General features: G+C 69.4%; 10 protein-coding genes. 6 read left to right on the forward strand and 4 right to left on the reverse strand.

Going from position 1 to position 19,620, the window contains the following annotated elements:
• Window positions 1-165 precede the first annotated feature (165 nt).
• The 6 genes from treZ (at window position 166) to FV234_RS00575 (ending at window position 17,098) form a co-directional block, all read left to right on the forward strand.
• The gene (gene treZ, locus FV234_RS00550) at window positions 166-1,971 is read left to right on the forward strand and encodes a malto-oligosyltrehalose trehalohydrolase (RefSeq protein ID WP_147827798.1); all 1,806 of its coding nucleotides are present in this window, start codon (window positions 166-168) and stop codon (window positions 1,969-1,971) included.
• Window positions 1,968-6,854 carry a malto-oligosyltrehalose synthase gene (locus FV234_RS00555; RefSeq protein WP_147827799.1) on the forward strand — a complete coding sequence of 1,629 codons (4,887 nt, stop codon included), beginning with the start codon at window positions 1,968-1,970 and terminating at the stop codon, window positions 6,852-6,854. Before treZ ends, FV234_RS00555 begins: the two co-directional genes overlap by 4 nt.
• A 92-nt stretch (window positions 6,855-6,946) precedes the next feature.
• The gene (locus FV234_RS00560; RefSeq protein ID WP_147827800.1) at window positions 6,947-10,345 is read left to right on the forward strand and encodes a maltotransferase domain-containing protein; all 3,399 of its coding nucleotides are present in this window, start codon (window positions 6,947-6,949) and stop codon (window positions 10,343-10,345) included.
• Window positions 10,346-10,504: 159 nt separating this feature from the next.
• Window positions 10,505-13,768 (forward strand): maltose alpha-D-glucosyltransferase, encoded by a 3,264-nt coding sequence (treS, locus tag FV234_RS00565; protein ID WP_147827801.1) that lies wholly within the window; start codon window positions 10,505-10,507, stop codon window positions 13,766-13,768.
• 120 nt (window positions 13,769-13,888) lie between these two features.
• The gene (glgB, locus tag FV234_RS00570; protein ID WP_147827802.1) at window positions 13,889-16,177 is read left to right on the forward strand and encodes a 1,4-alpha-glucan branching protein GlgB; all 2,289 of its coding nucleotides are present in this window, start codon (window positions 13,889-13,891) and stop codon (window positions 16,175-16,177) included.
• 36 nt (window positions 16,178-16,213) lie between these two features.
• Window positions 16,214-17,098 (forward strand): alpha/beta hydrolase, encoded by an 885-nt coding sequence (locus tag FV234_RS00575; RefSeq protein ID WP_147827803.1) that lies wholly within the window; start codon window positions 16,214-16,216, stop codon window positions 17,096-17,098.
• Between the two features lie 93 nt (window positions 17,099-17,191).
• Here FV234_RS00575 and FV234_RS00580 read toward each other — a convergent pair whose 3' ends face one another.
• The 4 genes from FV234_RS00580 to minC form a co-directional block, all read right to left on the reverse strand.
• A complete protein-coding gene (locus tag FV234_RS00580; RefSeq protein WP_147750117.1) occupies window positions 17,192-17,590 on the reverse strand; it encodes a PRC-barrel domain-containing protein in 399 nt (132 codons plus the stop codon).
• 159 nt (window positions 17,591-17,749) lie between these two features.
• On the reverse strand, window positions 17,750-18,085 hold the full coding sequence (gene minE / locus FV234_RS00585; protein ID WP_147761326.1) for a cell division topological specificity factor MinE: 336 nt from the start codon (window positions 18,083-18,085) through the stop codon (window positions 17,750-17,752).
• Window positions 18,082-18,897: a septum site-determining protein MinD gene (gene minD, locus FV234_RS00590; protein WP_147750119.1), complete on the reverse strand. Its 816-nt coding sequence runs from the start codon at window positions 18,895-18,897 to the stop codon at window positions 18,082-18,084. Before minD ends, minE begins: the two co-directional genes overlap by 4 nt.
• 53 nt (window positions 18,898-18,950) lie before the next feature.
• The gene (gene minC / locus FV234_RS00595; RefSeq protein WP_147750158.1) at window positions 18,951-19,583 is read right to left on the reverse strand and encodes a septum site-determining protein MinC; all 633 of its coding nucleotides are present in this window, start codon (window positions 19,581-19,583) and stop codon (window positions 18,951-18,953) included.
• Between the last annotated feature and the right edge of the window lie 37 nt (window positions 19,584-19,620).

The raw sequence follows: 19,620 nt of genomic DNA on the forward strand, positions 1-19,620 counted from the left end.
ACGCTGCCGAACGATCCGCAAGGTTTGGGTGCGGTGCGGGGAACAACAGCTGGGCCGGCAGCTTCTGTGACAGATGTGGCTGTTCACACCCGGCTCCGCGTCGGGGATCGCCTCTGCGCGATTCGAACCGGCCACGAGCCCTGAAACGATGAGGATGCTGGCCTGATGCGGCGCACGCACAACATGCCCTTCGGCGCCGAGATCGCCGGCGACGGCGTCCGCTTCGCGCTCTGGGCACCGACCGCCGAGGACGTCACCCTGGTGGTCGACGGCGCCGACCACGCGATCCCCGACGCCGACGAGGGCTGGCGCCGGACGACCGTGCCGGGGGTGGCGGCCGGCGCGCGCTATGGCTTCCGAATCGACGGCGACCTCGTGGTGCCCGATCCCGCCTCGCGCTTCCAACCGGACGACGTCTCGGGGCTGTCCGAGGTGGTCGACCCGTCGGCATTCGCCTGGACCGACGCCGCCTGGACCGGCCGTCCGTTCGAGGAGGCGGTGATCTACGAGACGCATGTCGGCACGGCGACGCCTGAGGGCACCTATGCCGGCCTTCAGGCGCGCCTTCCCGACCTCAAGGCGCTCGGCGTCACAGCGATCGAGCTGCTGCCGCTCGCCGACTTCAAGGGGACCCGCAACTGGGGCTACGACGGCGTGCTGCCCTACGCGCCGGACGCCGCCTACGGCCGCCCCGACGACCTCAAGCGCCTGATCGACGCGGCCCACGGCCTCGGGCTGATGGTCTACCTCGACGCGGTCTACAACCACTTCGGGCCGGCCGGGAACTACCTCCACGCCTACGCCAAGAGCTTCTTCACCGAACGTCACCAGACTCCGTGGGGCGCCGGCATCAACTTCGACGGCAAGGAGAGCGGCCACACCGTGCGGCAGTTCTTCATCCAGAACACGCTGTACTGGCTCGGCGAATACCATTTCGACGGCATCCGCTTCGACGCGGTGCACGCGATCCTCGACGATTCGCCCAAGCACTTCCTGGCCGAGCTCGGCGAGACGGTGCGGTCGACCTTCCCTGATCGACAGATCCACTTGATGCTGGAGAACGAGGCCAACCAAGCGCGCTGGCTCGAGCGCGATGCGGCCGGCAAGCCCGTCCAGCACGACGCGCAGTGGGCGGACGACTTGCACCATTGCTGGCATGTTCTGCTGACGGGCGAGGATTCCGGCTACTACGAGAGCTTCAGCGACAAGCCGGTCGAGCGTCTGGCCCGCTGCCTGTCGGAGGGCTTCGCCTACCAGGGCGAGCCCTTCAAGACGCTGGGCGACCATCCCCGCGGCGAGCCCTCGGCGCACCTGCCACCGACCGCGTTCGTCACCTTCCTGCAGAACCACGACCAAGTCGGCAACCGGGCGCTCGGCGAGCGCCTGAGCCACCTCGCCGACCCGGCGAGGCTCGACCTCGCCCGCGCCGGCTTGCTGCTCGCGCCCCAGATCCCGATGCTGTGGATGGGCGAGGAGTGGTCGGCCTCGACGCCGTTCCTGTTCTTCGTCGACTTCGCGCCGGACGAGGACCTGAACAAGGCCGTGCGCGAGGGACGCCGCAAGGAGTTCAAGAGCTTCGCGGCCTTCGCCGACGACACCTCGGTGATCCCCGACCCGACCGAGGCCGAGACCTTCGAAGCCTCGAAGCTCGATTGGGCGGAGCGCGAGCGATCCCCCCATCGCGAGGTCCTGGCCGAGACGACGCGCCTGCTGGCCCTGCGCCGGGACGTGGTGGTGCCGCTTGCCAAGTCCGGCTATCGCGGGGCCAAGGCGAACCTGCCCCGTGCGGACGTCGTAGACTGCACCTGGTCCTACGACGGCGGGACGCTGCGCTTCGTCGCCAACGTCGGCAACGGGCCGTATTCCGTCGAGGCCGGCGACGACACGCTGGTCTGGACCAATGCGCCGGACGGCACCGGTGCAATTTTGCCCGCTTGGACGGGCGTATTCCTGACGAAAGCGGCCCGATGAGCAGCGCACTGCAACGCCTGGCCGACCTGGCCGGCATCGCCGACGGCTACGTCGACGCCTTCGGCAAGCCGGTCGAGACCCCGCTCGAGGTTCGCCGCGGCATGCTCGCCGCGTTGGGCTTCGCGGTCGAGAGCGACGACGCCGTCGCCCGCAGCCTCGCCGAGGCCGAAGCGTTGCGGAACGGCCCGATCCCGCCGTTGCTCCCGGTCGAGGCGCGCCGCGCCGCCCGCGTGCCGGTCCGCGGCGAAGGGACTGTGAACTGGCGCCTCGTCGACGAGCGCGGCAGCGCCCGCGAGGGCCGGGCCGCCCTGTCGGGCGACGCCGCCGGCTTCGAGCTTCCGCCGCTGACGCCGGGCTACCACCACCTCACGGTGACGCTCGGCGACCGCACGGCGCAGGCCTGGATCATCTCCGCTCCGCAGCGCTGCTGGCGTCCGCGCGCCTACGCCGACGAGGGTGCGAGCGATTGGGGTCTCGCCGCCCAGCTCTACGGGCTGCGCTCGGACGACAACCTCGGCATCGGCACCTATGCCGACGCCGGCCACGCGGCGCACGATGCGGGCCTGCGCGGCGCCTCTTTCCTCGGCCTCAGCCCGGTCCACGCGCTGTTCTCCGCCGACCGCACGAAGATCTCGCCTTATTCGCCGTCCTCGCGCCTGTTCCTCGACACGCTGTTCATCGCGCCGCGGAGCCTTCCGGGCTTTGCCGGCTCGCGGGCGGAGGCGTTGCTCCTCGAGATGGCGCCCCGTGTGGAAGCCATTCGCGACGCGGCGCTCGTCGATCACCAGGGCGTGTGGGCCGTGCTCTCGCCGGTGCTTCGGGCGCTGTGGGAGGAGTCCGACGCCAAGCGCGGCGCGGATGCCGGCTTCACGGCGTTTCGCGCGGAGGGCGGCGAGGACCTGCAATCTCACGCCACGTTCGAGGCCCTGTCGGAGCACTTCAAGGGGCAGGGCGCCCAGTGGCTCGGCGACTGGCCCGAGGCCTACCGGCGCGCCGGGACCGAGGCCGTCGTCGCCTTCGCCGAGGAGCACCGGGACGCGGTCTCTTATCACGCGTGGTTGCAGTACCTCGCCGACCGGCAACTCGCCGACGCGTCGGCGCGGGCGCTCGCCACCGGCATGCGGATCGGCCTCTATCGCGACCTCGCGGTCGGCGCCGACCGCGGCGGCTCCGAGATTTGGTCGCATCCCGAGCGTTTCGCCGACCGCGTCTCGATCGGCGCGCCGCCCGACCTGCTGGCGCCCAAGGGCCAGGATTGGGGCCTACCGGCGTTCGATCCGCTCGAGATGGAGCGCGACGGCCTCGCCGCCTTCCGGGCGCTCGTGCGCGCTAACATGCGCCATGCCGGCGCGATCCGCATCGACCACGCCTTCCAGCTCGCTCGCCTGTTCCTGATCCCGCTGGGCGGCGGCGCTAAGGACGGCGCCTACGTGGCGATGCCGTTCGAACCGATGATCGCGGTGCTGCGGCTGGAGAGCCATCGCAACAAGTGCCTCGTCATCGCCGAGGATCTCGGCACCGCGCCGGAGGGCTTCTCCGACGCGCTGATGCAGGCCGGCATCCTGAGCTACCGCATCCTCGCCTTCGAACGCGAGCAGGATGGGCGGTTCAAGGCCCCCGACGCCTACCCGCGTGACGCGCTCACAGCGATCACCACCCACGACCTGCCGACCTTCGTCGGCTGGTGGCGCGGGGTCGACACCGACACCCGCCAGTCGCTCGGCCTCTACGACGCCGAGCGGGCGGAGGCCGAGCGGACCGAGCGGGTCACCGAGCGCCGCCGGCTGTTGGAGGCGCTGGCCGGCCAGCAGCTCATCGTCGGCGCCGAGCCGCCGGACGTCGCGCCGTTCGAGGCCGCGGCGCGCTACCTCGCCCGCGCCCCGTCGATGTTGACGGCGGTGCAGTACGAGGACGTGGTGTCCGAGCTGAGCCAGGCCAACGTTCCGGGCTCGACCGAGGGCTATCCGAACTGGCGGCGCAAGCTCGACCGCGACCTGAACGCCATCGCCGCCCCCGGCGGCCCGCTGGCGAAGCTCGCCGCTTCGCTGTCTGCCGAGGATCGTGGCCCGCGCTCGGGCGCTGCGCGTCTCGCGACGGCGCCGCCGCGGGCGACCTATCGGCTCCAATTCCACAAGGACTTCACCTTCGCCGACGCGGAGAGGATCGTCCCGTATCTCGCCAAGCTCGGCATCAGCCACGTCTACGCCTCGCCGCTGCAGAAGGCGCGGCCCGGCTCGACTCACGGCTACGACATCGTCGACCACGGGGCGATCAACCCGGAACTCGGCGGCGAGGCCGGCTTCGTCCGCCTGTCGGACGCCCTGCGGGCGCACGGGCTGAAGCTCCTCCTCGACATCGTCCCGAACCACATGGGCGTCGGCGGCGCCGACAACCCGTGGTGGCTATCGGTGCTCGAATGGGGCGCGCTCTCGCCCTTCGGCCACGCCTTCGACATCGACTGGGAGCGCCTGGGCGCCAACCGCAACCTCGTCATCCCCTTCCTCGGCGAGCGCTACGGCGAGGCGCTGGAGAACGGTAACCTCGAACTCAAGTTCGATGCGGAGGCCGGCGCCTTCAGCGTCTGGCACCACGAACACCAGTTCCCCATTCGCCCGCTCAACTACCCGACGATCCTCAACCGGGTGCTCGCGGCGCTCGGCGACGTGGACGAGGAGGCGCAGGGCGAGCTGCTCGCCATCTCCGAGCGCCTGCGCGCCATGGGTGCCGAGACCGACCCGAAACGGCGTCACGCCTTCCCCGAGGAGGCCGAGGGGCTGAAGCGGCGTCTCGCCGCCGTCTGCGCGGTGTCGCCTGAAATCCGCGCCGCCATCGACCGCAGCTTGAAGCTGCTCAACGGCTTCAAGGACCGCCCCGACAGCTTCGGCCCGCTCCATCGGCTGCTCGAAAGTCAAGCCTACCGCTTGGCGCATTGGCGCGTCGCGTCGAGCGACATCAACTATCGGCGCTTTTTCGACGTGAACTCCCTTGCGGGCCTTCGCGTCGAGCTGAACGACATCTTCCACCGCTCGCACGAGACCGTGTTCCGGCACGTCCGCGAGGGGCGGATCGACGGCCTGCGCATCGACCACATCGACGGGCTGGCCGACCCGCAGGGCTACGCGCGGGCGCTGCAGGCCGCCGTTGGGCCGGGCTTCTACGTCGTCGTAGAGAAGATTTTGGAGCCGGGCGAGAAGCTTCGGCCCTGGCCTGTGGCCGGCACCACCGGCTACGACGTGCTGAACCACCTCGACGGCATTCTGGTCGATCAGGGCAAGCGCGGGAAGATCAAGCGTCTCTACGAGTGGGCCACCGGCTACGACGAGCCCTACGGCTTCCAGCTCCGCGCCGCGAAGGCCGAGATCCTTGAGATCAGCTTCGCGAGCGAGCTCGAGGTGCTGACCAGCGACCTCAAGGAGATCGCCGACGCCGACCGGCGCACGCGCGACTTCTCGGTCAACGCGATCCGCCGGGCGCTGATCGAGATCATCGCCCGCTTCCCGACCTATCGCAGCTACCTGCCGCCGGACCTCGACGAAAGCGACGTCGAGGCCGAGGACATCCGGTTGATCGAGGGCGCGGTCGCCAAGGCCAAGCGCTGGTCTGCGTTGCCGGACCGCTCGGTGCACGACTTCGCCGCCGCCGCCCTGATCGGACGGATCGAGACCGCGGGTCCCGGCAGGCCAGACCCGGGCGTCATCCTGCGCTTCCGCCGCCGCTTCCAGCAGCTCACCGGCCCGGTGATGGCCAAGAGCCTGGAGGACACGCTGTTCTACCGCTACGCGATGCTGCTCGGCCTCAACGAGGTCGGCGGCGACCCGGGCGAGTACGGGCTGGACGCCGAGCACTTCCACGGCCTGCAGGCGGCGCGCGCCCGCGACTGGCCGAACGCCATGATCACCACGGCGACGCACGACACCAAGCGCGGCGAGGATGCACGGACGCGCCTGCTCGCCTTGTCCGAGCTGCCGGAGGAGTGGGCCCGCGCCTGGGACCTCTGGCGCACGGTCGCCGGCCCGCATCTCGCGAGCATCGACGACGAGCCAGCGCCGGACGCCAACGACCAGTGGATGTTCTTCCAGGCGATCCTAGGGGCGTGGCCGCTCGAGTTACTCGACGCCGACGCGCCAGACGCGATCGAGGACTTCCGCAAGCGCCTGACCGCCTACAGCGAGAAGGCGATGCGCGAGGGCAAGCGCCGGTCGAGCTGGGTCAACGTCGACGAGGCCTACGAGGGCGCGGTCGCCAAGCTGTTCGAGGCGCTGATCGCACCGGGCTCCGCGTTCCTGGCCCAGCTCCGGCCGTTCGCCCGCCGCCTCGCCCATCTCGGCATGATTGCCGGCCTCGGCCGCACGGTCCTCAAATGCACGCTGCCGGGTCTTCCCGACGTGTACCAGGGCACCGAGTTCTGGGACTTCTCGTTCGTCGACCCCGACAACCGCCGGCCGGTGGACTACGCGGCCCTCGAACGCGCCCTCTCCGATGAGGACGCCGTGCTCGGGCTGCTTTCGCGTTGGCCGGACGGGCGCGTCAAGCAGGCCACCCTGGCGCGACTGCTCGCCGACCGCGCCGCGCGGCCGGCCTTCTACGCCGAGGCCGACTATCGCGCGATCGAGGCCGCCGGCCCGCGGGCCGAGAACGTGATCGCCTACCTGCGGTCCGACGCGAGCACGGAGGGCGACCTGTTCGTCGCCGTCCCGCGTCTGGTCGCCGGATTGGTGACGGACGAAACGTGGTCCGGCGCAGGCTTCGCCGGCACGACCGTCGACCTCGGCGCCGGCACCCGCTGGCACGACATCGTCACGGGGGCCGACTACGAGGGGTCCGCGGATTTCGGGGCGCTGTTTTCCGCGCTTCCCTACGCCGTGCTCCGGCGCCGGCCCTGAGACCCCGCGTGCCGTGCCGGATCATCGGGCACGGCACGCACCCGGCATTCGGGCGTTAGCCGATGACGCCATCCCATATTTTCGAGGCCAGCATGAACGGACCGACAACCGCATCGAGGAAAGCCGCAGCGGACGGGGCGGCCCCCGTCTCGCCGCCGGCCGGCCTCGCGACGGGGGGCTCGGGAGCGCGCGTCCTGGGGCCGCGGATCTACAACCTGTTCCCGCTCCTCGTCGGGCGGGTGTCGGATTGGACGGCGGAGCTGCCGCGGATCGCGGAGCTCGGCTTCGATTGGGTCTACCTCAACCCGTTCCACGCCACCGGCGGGTCGGGCAGCCTCTACGCGGTCGCCGACCCGGAGCGCCTCGACGACCGCTTCCGCGACGACGACGGCACCGACGACGACGCGCAGATCCGGCGCTTCTGCGCCGCGGCCGAGGCGGCCGGCCTGTCGGTGATGACCGATCTCGTTATCAACCACACCGCCAACGACGGACGCCTCGCCCGTGAGCGGCCGGACTTGTTCGTCAAGGAGGCCGACGGCTCGATCGCGAGCCCGGCGGCGGTCGATCCCGACGACCCGACGATCCGCACCGTCTGGGGCGACTTGGCCGAGCTCGACTACCATTCCGAAGGTCCGCGCAACGAGCTGACCCGGATCTGGGACGCCTACATCGCCCACCTCCAGGGCCTCGGCGTCGCCGGCTTCCGCTGCGACGCCGCCTACAAGGTACCGCCGGAGACCTGGCGCGCCCTGATCGGCCAGTCCAAGGCACGCGAGGCCGGCTGCCTCTTTGCCGCCGAGACGCTGGGCTGCACCTTCGAGGAGGCGAGGGCCACGGCCGGGGCGGGCTTCGACTACCTGTTCAACTCGTTCGCGTGGTGGGACCTGAAGAAGCCCTGGGCGCTGGAGCAGTACGAGCGCCTGCGCGTCATCGCCCCCTCGATCGCGTTCCCCGAGAACCACGACATGCCGCGTCTGGCGGCCAAGGTGACGGGCGCGGCAGACGCCGTCGCCGCGCAGCTGCGCAGCCGCTACGCGCTGGCCGCGTTCTACTCGGCCGGCGTGCTGATGCCGATCGGCTACGAATGGGGCTATCGCCGCCCGGTCCACGTCGTCGACACAACGCCGGCCGACCGCGAGTCGGACACCGGAATCGACATCTCGGCCTACGTCACCGCGATCAACGCGCTCCGCGCCGAGCTTCCCGCCGCCAACGTCGAGGGCGCGCAGGCGCGGATTTCGTCGCCGGACGCGGACTTCGTCGCGCTCGCCCGCTACGACACCGGGCACCCGGCCTCCGCGCGGCACGCCGTGATCCTGATCTTCAACCCGACCGACAAGCCCGTGCCGGTCGATGCCGGCGCGCTGATCACCCGCACCGGCGGCATGCTCGGGCCGTTCGTCGATCGCACCCCCGAGGCCGAGCCGATCGCCTTCCATCCCGGCAGCGCCATCGACCTGGCGCCCGGCGAGCTGCGGATCATCAGCGCCGAGGCCGCAGTGGTGACGAAGCTGCCGAGCCGCGGCACGCCGGACGGCACGGGCCGCGTCGTGATCGAGGCGGTGGCGCCGGAACTCGACGGCGGCCGGTCCCCGGTCAAGCGCGTCGTCGGCGAGAGCTTTGCGGTAGAGGCCGACATCTTCTCGGACGGGCACGAGATCCTGAACGCCGCGATCCTCTCCCGCGTCGTCGGCGCGACCGAGTGGCGGCGCGACCCCATGGCGTTCGTCGACAACGACCGCTGGGCCGGGCATTTCCCGCTGGAGAAGAACGCCCGCTACGAGTTCACCATCGAGGGCTGGCGCGACGGCTTCTCCTCGTGGATGCGCGACACCCTGAAGAAGCGTGACGCCGGAGTGGACGTGCGCCTCGAGACCATCGAGGGCGTTACCCTGGTCCAGACTGCCGCCGACCTCGCCGAGGGACGCGACAAGGAGCGGCTGCACGCGCTCGTCGCGGCGCTCGGCGCCGAGGAGACCGGCTCCGCCGCCCAGCTCGACCGCATCCTCGTCCCGGATTCTGCCAGCCTCGTGCGCCGCAACGCCGAGCGGGTGAACGCCTCGCGCTATCCCGTCGTCGCGCAGGTGATCGCCGACCGTCTCGCGGCCCGGTTCTCGGCCTGGTACGAGATCTTTCCGCGCTCGCAATCGATGGACGCGAACCGCCACGGCACCTTCGACGACGTGATCGGCCGCCTGCCGGAGATCCGCGAGCTCGGCTTCGACGTGCTGTACTTCACCCCGATCCATCCGGTCGGGCGCACCAACCGCAAGGGCAAGAACAACACCCTGAAGGCGCTGCCGGGGGACGTCGGCTCGGTCTACGCGGTCGGCACCGAGGAGGGAGGCCACGAAGCGGTCCACCCCGATCTCGGCACGCTCGCCGACTTCGAGCGCCTCGTCGCGGCGAGTCACGCCCACGGCATGGAGGTCGCCCTCGACTTCGCGATCCAGTGCTCGCCCGACCACCCCTGGATCAAGAACCATCCCGAATGGTTCGAGTGGCGCCCGGACGGGACGCTGAAGTTCGCCGAGAACCCGCCGAAAAAGTACGAGGACATCTCGAACGTCCACTTCTACGGCGGCGCGCTGCCGTCGCTGTGGATCGAGCTGCGCGACATCCTGCTCGGCTGGTGCTCGCGCGGCGTGCGCATCTTCCGCGTCGACAACCCGCACACCAAGCCGATCCCGTTCTGGGAGTGGGTGATCGCCGAGGTGAACGGCCGCTACCCCGACGCGCTCTTCCTCGCGGAGGCCTTCACCCGGCCGAAGATGATGAAGAAGCTCGCCAAGGCCGGCTACCAGCAGAGCTACACCTACTTCACTTGGCGCAACACCAAGGCCGAGCTGACGTCCTACGCGATGGAGCTCGCCGGCAAGATGGGCGAGTACTACCGCCCGAACTTCTTCGCCAACACGCCGGACATCAACCCGCACTACCTCCAGACCAGCGGGCGGGCGGGCTTCGTCGTGCGCGCGACGCTGGCTGCGACGCTGTCGTCGGTCTACGGCATCTACAACGGCTTCGAGCTGTGCGAGGCCGCGCCGTATCCCGGCAAGGAGGAATACCTCAACTCCGAGAAGTACGAGCTGAAGGCCTGGGACTACGACCGCCCCGGCAACATCCGCGAGCACATCGTCAAGCTCAACCAGATCCGTCGCGAGAACCCCGCGCTCTGGGACTTCCGCAACGTCGTCTTCACCGGCGCCTACAACGACGAGATCATCGCCTACGCCAAGACCACGCCCAATCGCGACAACTGCGTGTTCGTGATGGTCAACCTCGACCCGAAGAACCGCCAGGAATGCACCTACGAGGTGCCGCTCTGGCTGCTCGGCGAGGATGACGGCGGGGCGGTGGCGGTCGAGGACCTGCTCGACGGATACACGTTCGAGTTGCGCGGCAAGTCCCACCGCATCGCCCTCGATCCGGTCGAGCGGTCCTGCGTGATCTGGCGCCTAAGCCGTCCGAAGCGGGTTGCGGGCTGAAGCCGCCCGTGTAACCAGAAACGGCGCGCGATCGGCCCTGTCGGTCGCGCTGTCGCCACCATCCTGCGGTTAGACAGCCGCACACCGATCACGTGACGACCTCGTCGTGCGGGACCGGCCCGACAAGCCCCTGAATCCGACGTGCGAGGCAACGACGCGATGATCGATCGCAGCGATCCGCAATGGTACCGTGACGCCATCATCTACCAGATCCACGTCAAGTCGTTCTTCGACTCGAACAATGACGGGATCGGTGATTTCGAGGGCCTCACCCAGCGGCTGGACTATGTCCGAGACCTCGGCGTCACCGCCATCTGGCTGATGCCGTTCTACCCGTCCCCGTTGCGGGACGACGGCTACGACATCGCCGACTACGAGGAGGTCAACCCGTCCTACGGGACGATGGCGGACTTCCGCCGCTTCGTGGAAGCCGCGCACGAGCGCGGCCTGCGGGTGATCACCGAGCTCGTCATCAACCACACCTCGGACCAGCACCCGTGGTTCCAGCGCGCCCGCGAGGCGCCGGCCGGGTCGCCGGAGCGCGACTTCTACGTCTGGTCGGACACCGACACGCCGTATTCCGACACGCGGATCATCTTCCTCGACACCGAGACCTCGAACTGGACCTGGGACCCGGTCGCCAAGCAGTACTTCTGGCACCGGTTCTACAGTCACCAGCCGGACCTGAACTTCGACAACCCGAAGGTGCTGGAAGCCGTCATCGAGACGATGCGCTACTGGCTCGACATGGGCGTCGACGGCCTGCGCCTCGACGCGATCCCCTACCTGATCGAGCGCGACGGCACGAACTGCGAGAACCTTCCCGAGACCCACACGGTCATCAAGGCGATCCGCGCGGCGCTTGACGCGAGCTATCCCGACCGGATGCTGCTGGCCGAGGCCAACCAGTGGCCGGAGGAGACCGCGCAGTATTTCGGCGACGGCGACGAATGCCACATGGCGTTCCACTTCCCGCTGATGCCGCGGATGTACATGGCGATCGCCCGGGAGGACCGGCACCCGATCACCGACATCATGCGCCAGACGCCCGAGATCCCGGAAGGGTGCCAGTGGGCGATCTTCCTGCGCAACCACGACGAGCTGACGCTCGAGATGGTGACCGCGGAGGAGCGTGACTACCTCTGGTCGTTCTACGCCGCCGAGCGCCGCGCCCGCATCAACCTCGGCATCCGCCGCCGCCTCGCGCCGCTGCTCGAGAACGACCGGCGCAAGATCGAGCTGATGAAGTCCCTCGTCCTGTCCATGCCCGGAACGCCGGTGCTGTACTACGGCGACGAGATCGGCATGGGCGACAACATCTATCTCGGCGACCGCGACGGCGTGCGCACGCCGATGCAATGGTCGCCCGACCGCAACGGCGGCTTCTCGCGGGCCAACCCGCAGCGCCTGTTCCTGCCGGCGATCCAGGACCCGATCTACGGCTTCGACGCCCTGAACGTCGAGGCGCAGACGCAGTCGCAGACCAGCTTGCTGAACTGGACGCGGCGGATGATCGCCATCCGCAACAACAGCACGGCGTTGGGCCGCGGCTCGATGCAGTTCCTATATCCTAGCAACCGCAAGGTGCTGGCCTGGATCCGCGAGTTCGAGGGCGAACGCGTGCTCTGCGTCGCCAACCTGTCGCGCGCGCCGCAGGCGGTGCAGCTCGACCTGTCGGAGCTGCGCAGCGCGGTGCCGATCGAGCTCACCGGCGGCAGCGAATTCCCGCCGATCGGCGAGCTGCCCTACCTGCTCACCCTGCCGTCCTACGGTTTCTACTGGTTCTCGCTGTCGTCTGCGAACACCGGCACGGTGGGGCCGATGAAGGAGGCGCCCGAGCTGTTCACGCTCGTGCTCACCGGCGGCATCGAGAGCCTGATGGCCGGCCGCGAGCGCGTCGCCTTCGAGCGCACCGTGATCCCGCCCTTCATCGCCAGCCGTCGCTGGTTCGGCGCCAAGGGCTCGCGGATCAAGAGCGTGAAGGTCGTCGACTGCGCCACCGTGAAGGAGGCCGGCGGCGAAGCCCGCTTCCTGCTGCCGCGCATCGACGTGCAGCTCTCCAACGGCGAGCGGCAGCAATACTTCGTGCCCGTCGGCGTCGACGAGGGCCGCGAGGACGAGACGCTGCTCGAATTCGCCGTGGCGCGCGTGCGCCGCGGTCCACGCACCGGCTTGCTTTACGGGGCTGCGGCCTCGCCCGACTTCGCGATCTGCCTCGCCGAAGGCATGCGCGACGGCCGCGAGATCCCGACCGAGGGCGGCAAGCTCGTCTTCTCCTCGACTTCGGCGTTCGACCACAGCGTGCCGTTCGAGGCCGCCGACGTGCGCCGGCTGTCGGCCGAGCAAAGCAACACCTCGATCGCCATCGGCGCGAAGATGATGCTCAAGCTGCTGCGCCGCCTGCAGCCGGGGACCCATCCCGAGGTCGAGGTCGGGCGCTTCCTCACCGAGGAGGCGAAGTTTCCGAACACGCCGGCGCTGCTCGGCACCCTGGAGCACGTCGCCGAGGACGGCACCCGCACGGCGCTCGCCGTGCTGCAGAGCTTCGTCCTGAACCAGGGCGACGCCTGGACGGTGATGCTTGAGGGCCTGCGCCGCGACTTCGAGACCGTGGTGCTGGCTCCCGAGAGCGAGGCGCCGACGCCGGAGGACGCGTTCCACGACCACCTGCGCTGGGCCGAACTCCTCGGGCGCCGCACCGCTGAGATGCACAACGCCTTCGCGATCGAGACGGCGGACGCGGCCTTCGCCGCCGAGCCGTTCATGGCCGACGACCTGGCGGTGCTCGGCGCCGACGCGAAGCATCAGGCCGACCGCGCCTTCCGCGGGCTCAAGGGCATCGCCGAGCGCGGGCTCGACGTCGGACGCCCGGCGAGCGCGGCCTTGGCCGAGCGCCGGGCCGAGGTCGACGCGCTGATCGCGTCGCTGACGCGCGATCCGCCGAAGGGTGCGTTCAAGACCCGCATCCACGGCGACTACCACCTCGGACAGGTTCTGGTGTCGAGCGGCGACCTCGTGCTGGTCGACTTCGAGGGCGAGCCCTCGCGACCGGCCGACGAGCGCCGGGCGAAGTCGACGCCGCTGCGGGACGTCGCCGGGATGCTGCGCTCGTTCGCCTACGGCGCCGAGACGGTGACCCGCGAGATCGCCGGCCGCTTCGCCGATTCCGAGGACCGCGCGCGCAACGCGGCCCTCGCCTGGCGTGGCATGATCGATGCGGCGTTCCTCGAAGGCTACGGAAGCGCCGTCTCCGAGAGCCGCGCCGCCGTGACCGACCCGGCGACGCAGGACCGTCTGTTGCGCCTCTGCCTCCTGACGAAGGCGCTCTACGAGGTCGATTACGAGGCGAACAACCGCCCGGACTGGATCGAAATCCCCGCCCGTGGGGTTCTGACCATTCTGGAGGACGCCAAGGCGTCCTGATCCAAGGCGCGGGCCGACGGGGCGAAAACGGCCTCCCCGGCCCGCGCGGAGACTGACGGACTTGAGGCCCTCGCCCGACCCATTCGGGCGCGGCCCCGGTCACCCGAGAGAGGCACCTGAATGACGGCCATCGACCAGACCTTCGCGACCCGCTCCGACCCGTCGGACACGAACCAGGTCTCGAATGTCCCCTCGTCCGGCTCCGCGCCGGCGGGGGCGGCGCACGGCGTCCATCCCGATGCGATCGCGGCGGTGATGGCCGCCAACCATGGCGACGCCTTCAGCGTGCTCGGTCCGCACCAGGTCGGACCCGGCACCTGGGAGGTTCGTGCCGTCCTGCCGGAGGCCAAGTCCGCTGCGTTGATCGTCGGCGGCGACGCGGTGCCGTTCGAGCGGCGCCACCCGGAAGGGTTCTGGGTCGCGAAGGTCGAGAGCCAGGGCCGGCCGCTCTACGAGATCGAGGTCGAGACCTGGGATGGGGCCAAGCGCCGCCGGCACGACCCCTACGGCTTCGGTTCGTCGCTGGAGCAGCACGACGTCGACACCCTGCGCGAGGTCGGCACCAACCTCGTCTACAAGATCCTCGGCGCACAGCTCGGCTGCCTCGACGGCATCGACGGCTTCCGCTTCGCGGTCTGGGCCCCGAACGCCAAGCGCGTGAGCGTCGTCGGCGATTTCAACGAGTGGGACGGGCGCCGCCATCCGATGCGCCTCTGGCAGAACGGCGGCCTCTGGGAGCTGTTCGTACCAGGGCTCAAGGCCGGCCAGAACTACAAGTTCGAGATCCGCGGCCCCGACGGGTCGCTGCTGCCGCTGAAGGCCGACCCGGTCGCCTTCGCCGCCCAGCACCCGCCACAGACCGCCTCCGTGCTGCAGGGCACGAGCGAGCCCGCCTGGCACGACAAGGCCTGGATGGAGAGGCGCGGCGAGAAGGACCCGCGGCACGCGCCGATCTCGATCTACGAGGTCCACCTCGGCTCGTGGGCGCGGGTGCCCGGCGAGGGCAACCGCTACCTCACCTACAAGGAGTTGGGCGAGCGGCTGATCCCCTACGTCAAGGAGATGGGCTTCACCCATATCGAGATGCTGCCGATCACGGAGTTCCCGTTCGACGGATCGTGGGGCTATCAGCCGGTGTCGCTGTTCGCGCCGACGAGCCGCCACGGCACCCCGGACGACTTCGCGGCGTTCGTGAACGCGGCGCACGCGGCCGGCATCGGCGTGATGCTCGACTGGGTGCCCGGCCACTTCCCGCTCGACGCGCATGGGCTCGGCCAGTTCGACGGTACGCACCTCTACGAGCACGCCGACCCGCGCCAGGGCTTCCACCAGGATTGGGGCACCTACATCTACAATTTCGGCCGCGCCGAGGTGGCGACGTTCCTCGCCGCCAACGCCCGGTTCTGGCTCGAGCACTACCACCTCGACGGCCTGCGCGTGGATGCCGTCGCCTCGATGCTCTACCTCGACTACTCGCGCCGCCAGGGCGAGTGGATTCCGAACCAGTACGGCGGCAACGAGAACCTCGATGCGATCGAGTTCCTGCGCAAGACCAACGAGGCGACCTACAGCCACGCCCCCGGCACCATCACGGTCGCCGAGGAATCCACCTCCTGGCCCGGCGTCTCGCACCCGACCTATACCGGGGGGCTCGGCTTCGGCTTCAAGTGGAACATGGGGTGGATGCACGACACCCTGAACTTCGTCTCGACCGATCCGATCCACCGGCGCTACCACCACCACGACTTGACCTTTGGGCTGCTCTACGCCTTCTCCGAGAACTTCATCCTGCCGCTGTCCCACGACGAGGTCGTGCACGGGAAGGGCTCGCTGCTCGGTAAGATGCCCGGCGATCGGTGGCAGAAGTTCGCGAACCTGCGCGCGTATTTCGGCTTCATGTGGGGACACCCGGGCAAGAAGCTGCTCTTCATGGGCGGCGAGTTCGGCCAGGAGCGTGAGTGGAACCACAACCAGTCGCTCGACTGGCACCTGCTCGACGACCCGGCCCACGCCGGCGTGAAGGACGTGATCCGCGACCTCAACCACCTCTACGTCTCGACGCCAGCGCTCCACAGCCGCGACACCGAGGCTGCGGGCTTCCAATGGCTGGTGGCGGACGACCAGGACAACAGCGTCATCGCCTGGGCGCGCAAGGGCCGCGAGGCCGGCCAGATCGCCCTCGTCGTCTCGAACTTCACCCCGGTGCCGCGCGAGAACTACCGCGTCGGCGTGCCGGCGGCGGGTTACTACCGTGAGGCGTTCAACTCGGATGCCGGCATCTACGGCGGCTCGAACGTGGGCAACATGGGCGGCCGTGAGGCCGACGCGACGCAGAGCCATGGCCAGGCGCATTCCCTGAGCCTGACCCTGCCGCCGCTCTCGACCATGATCTTCGTTCGCGAGGGCTGACGACAAGGGCGGCCGCGCCGCAAGCTGCGGCCGCCCATGCTGTTTGATGCGGAGGAGGTCGCGTTGCTCGATTCGGTTCGGACTTCGTCGGTCTCCCTCCCGAGCATCCGCCTGCACGTGGCGGAGGCCGGACCGGCCGCCGGCCTCCCCACCATCGTGCTGCACGGCTTCCCGGAGTTCTGGTACGGCTGGCGCCGCCAGATCGGCCCCCTCTCGGAGGCGGGCCTGCGCCTCGTCCTACCGGACCAGCGCGGTTACAATCTCAGCGACAAGCCCGGGGGCATCGCCGCCTACCACCTCGACCGGCTCGCCGCCGACGTGATCGAGCTCGCCGACCATTACCGTTTCGCGAAATTCCGCCTCGTCGCGCACGATTGGGGTGGGCTGGTCGCGTGGTGGACTGCCTCGTTCTACCCCGAGCGGATCGAGCGTCTGGCGATCCTCAACGCGCCGCATCCCGCGATCTTCGGCCCCTACATCCGGCGGCATCCGACGCAGATGCTGCGCAGCGCCTATGTCGCATTCTTCCAGATCCCGCACCTGCCCGAGAAGCGTCTGACTGCGAACGACTGCGCCGTGCTGCGGCAGGCGCTGGCGACGACCAGCCGAAAGGGCAGCTTCACCGACGCCGACCTCGATCTTTACGCCGCTGCCTGGGCGAAGCCCGGCGCGATGACCGGCATGCTGAACTGGTACCGCGCGCTGCGCCTGCCGCGGGCGAGCGCCGCGCCGCGGGTGACGGCGCCGACGCTGATCCTGTGGGGCCGCCGCGACCACGCTTTGGGGAGCGGCCTCGCCGAGGCGAGCCTCGAGCTTTGCGACGACGGACGTATCGAATGGTACCCGGAGGCGACGCACTGGGTGCAGCACGATGCGGCCGACGCGGTGAACGCATCCCTCGTCGCGTTCCTGCGCGCCTGAGAAGACGCCGTTCCGAGACCTGAAAAGACGAAGCCCGCGGATCCTACGATCCGCGGGCTTCATCACAAGATATCCAGTTAAGAGGCGCGAGCCTCAGCGCTTGAACTTGCCGTCGTACTTGAACTCGGGCGCAGCCTTGAGCTGATCCTTGGTGGCGCCGATGATCGCCTTCCACTTCTTCGCGCCCTCGTCGTAGCCGAGCGCAACGGAGGCCGGCTCGACCGAGACGTAGCGCTCGCCCATGCCGAGGAAGCCGCCGACGGAGATGATGTAGCTGGTGAGCTTGCCGTGCTCCATCGCGAGATCCTTGATCTCGCCGACGTTGTTGTTCGAGCCGTCCATCACGTTGAGGCCGATCAGGTTGTAGCTCAGCACCGCATCCTGCGGCACCGGCACGAACTTCGCGGCCGTGGTCGGGGTGGTCTGCTCGGCGGCGAACGCCGCGCCGGAGACGGTGAGGGCGACCATGGATGCCAGGATCAGACGACGCATTGCAATCTCCAAGACCCGAAAGGGGTGCCTAAGAATGCCCTGCGGCCTCGATCGTTCCGTCACCGATTCGCGACGCATCGCGAGCGTCGCCCATGGTCTTGCATGCGCGAAAAAGCCCGCGAACCTTTCGATCCGCGGGCTTTGTGTTGGGGTTCGGCGTCAGGCAGCCTGCTTGCGCTTCTCCGGCATCGCCTTCTCGGACTTCGCGTCGGCGCGCGTTTCGGTGCGCACCTCGTTGCGTCCTTTGGCGGCCGTGAGCGGGAGCTCGATGTCGAGGCCCAGCGTCGAGACGCCCTCGCCGCGCTCCAGCGTGATCTTCACCTTGTCGCGCTCGACCGAGACGTGCTTGGCGATGACGGCCAGGATCTCCTCGCGGAGCGTGATAACGAGGTCGGGCTGGCCGGTCTCGGACCGCTCGTGGGCGAGGATCAGTTGGAGGCGCTCGCGGGCGACGGAGCCGGAGGCGCGCTTGTTGAAGAGGCCGAGGAGGGTCATGCCGCCCTCCGCAGGAAAAGCTTGTCGAGGAAGGACTTGCGGTCCGTCGGCATCGTCATCGGCAGCGTCTCGCCCTTGAGCCGGCGCACGGCGTCGGTGTAGGCGCGGGCGGGCGCGCAGAGCGGGTTGTTCAGCGTGACCGGGCAGCCGACGTTCGAGGCGCGAAGCACCTCCTGGCTCTCGGGGATGATCGCCAGCAGCGGGATCGACAGGATTTCGAGGACGTCTTCGACCTTGAGCATGTCGCCGCGGTCGGCCCGGCTGGGGTCGTAGCGGGTGAGGATCAGGTGCTTGTCCATGTTCTCGCCGCGCTCGGCCTTGACCGTCTTCGAGTCGAGCAGGCCGATGATCCGGTCGGAATCGCGCACCGACGAGACTTCCGGGTTGGTCACCACCACCGCGACGTCGGCGTGGCGCATGGCGAGCTGGGCGCCGCGCTCGATGCCGGCGGGCGAATCGCAGATCACCCAGTCGAACTTCTCGCGCAACTCTTCCATGACGCGGGCGACGCCCTCGTCGGTCAGCGCGTCCTTGTCGCGGGTCTGCGAGGCCGGCAGCAGGTGCAGGGTCTCGAGCCGCTTGTCGCGGATCACCGCCTGGTTGAGCTTGGCGTCGCCGTTGACGACGTTGATCAGGTCGTAGACGACCCGGCGCTCGGCCCCCATGACGAGGTCGAGGTTGCGCAGGCCGACGTCGAAGTCGACGACGCAGACGCTCTGTCCTCCCTGCGCGATCGCGGCACCGAGTGCCGCCGTGGTCGTCGTCTTGCCGACGCCGCCCTTGCCCGATGTGACGACCAAAACCTTTGCCACGCGTGTCGCTCCTTGATCTGCGGTGATCGGATCGAGTTCTGAGATTTCGTAGGTCAGTCCAAACCCGCCATGCGGATCGCGCCGCCGTCGAGCCAGATCTGTGCGGGTTTGCCCTGGAGCTGCGTTCCGATGTCCTCGGCCGTGCGGACGAGGCGATCGATCCCGAGCAGCTCGGGCTGGAACTTGCGGCAGTAGATGCGCGCGCGCGGGTTGCGGGCGGCGCCCGCGATCGCCCGGCCGCGGAGCGCGCCGTAGATGTGGATCGAGCCGCCGGCCAGGATCTCGGCGCCGGAAGAGACCGAGCCCATCACCGTGACGTCCCCGGTGGGATGAACCACCGTCTGCCCGGAGCGGACCGAGCCCTCGATCGTGATCGAGGTCGAGACCGGCTCCTCCGGGACCTTCGGCAACGCGAGGTCGGGCAGGTCCAGGTTGCTGGCCGGGCGTCCGCCGATCAGCAGCGGCGGCAGGCCGGCCGCGATGCTCTCCACGCCCTCGAAGCCGAGGATGCGGACGCGGCGGCCGATGAGGTCGGCGACGAGCGCCTGAAGCGCTTCGTGGTCCGGGCGAAGGGCGCCGAGATCGAGGATGATCGCGCGTCCGTCGAACAGGGTCGGCGAGCGCTTCAGCGCCGCGTCGAGGTCTGCCAGCCAATCGGCGAGCGGCGCTTCGGGCTTCAGCGCCATCGCCTTGAACGCACGGCCCCGGAAGGCGAGGGCGCGC

This window comes from Methylobacterium sp. WL8, assembly GCF_008040045.1.
Taxonomy (GTDB): domain Bacteria; phylum Pseudomonadota; class Alphaproteobacteria; order Rhizobiales; family Beijerinckiaceae; genus Methylobacterium; species Methylobacterium cerastii.

Bases quoted from the DNA above. Each gene is read 5' to 3' on its own strand.
- treZ (WP_147827798.1), top strand. From the start codon at position 166: ATGCGGCGCACGCACAACATGCCCTTCGGCGCCGAGATCGCCGGCGAC.
- FV234_RS00555 (WP_147827799.1), top strand. From the start codon at position 1,968: ATGAGCAGCGCACTGCAACGCCTGGCCGACCTGGCCGGCATCGCCGAC.
- FV234_RS00560 (WP_147827800.1), top strand. From the start codon at position 6,947: ATGAACGGACCGACAACCGCATCGAGGAAAGCCGCAGCGGACGGGGCG.
- treS (WP_147827801.1), top strand. From the start codon at position 10,505: ATGATCGATCGCAGCGATCCGCAATGGTACCGTGACGCCATCATCTAC.
- glgB (WP_147827802.1), top strand. From the start codon at position 13,889: ATGACGGCCATCGACCAGACCTTCGCGACCCGCTCCGACCCGTCGGAC.
- FV234_RS00575 (WP_147827803.1), top strand. From the start codon at position 16,214: ATGCTGTTTGATGCGGAGGAGGTCGCGTTGCTCGATTCGGTTCGGACT.
- FV234_RS00580 (WP_147750117.1), bottom strand. From the start codon at position 17,590: ATGCGTCGTCTGATCCTGGCATCCATGGTCGCCCTCACCGTCTCCGGC.
- minE (WP_147761326.1), bottom strand. From the start codon at position 18,085: ATGACCCTCCTCGGCCTCTTCAACAAGCGCGCCTCCGGCTCCGTCGCC.
- minC (WP_147750158.1), bottom strand. From the start codon at position 19,583: ATGGCGCTGAAGCCCGAAGCGCCGCTCGCCGATTGGCTGGCAGACCTC.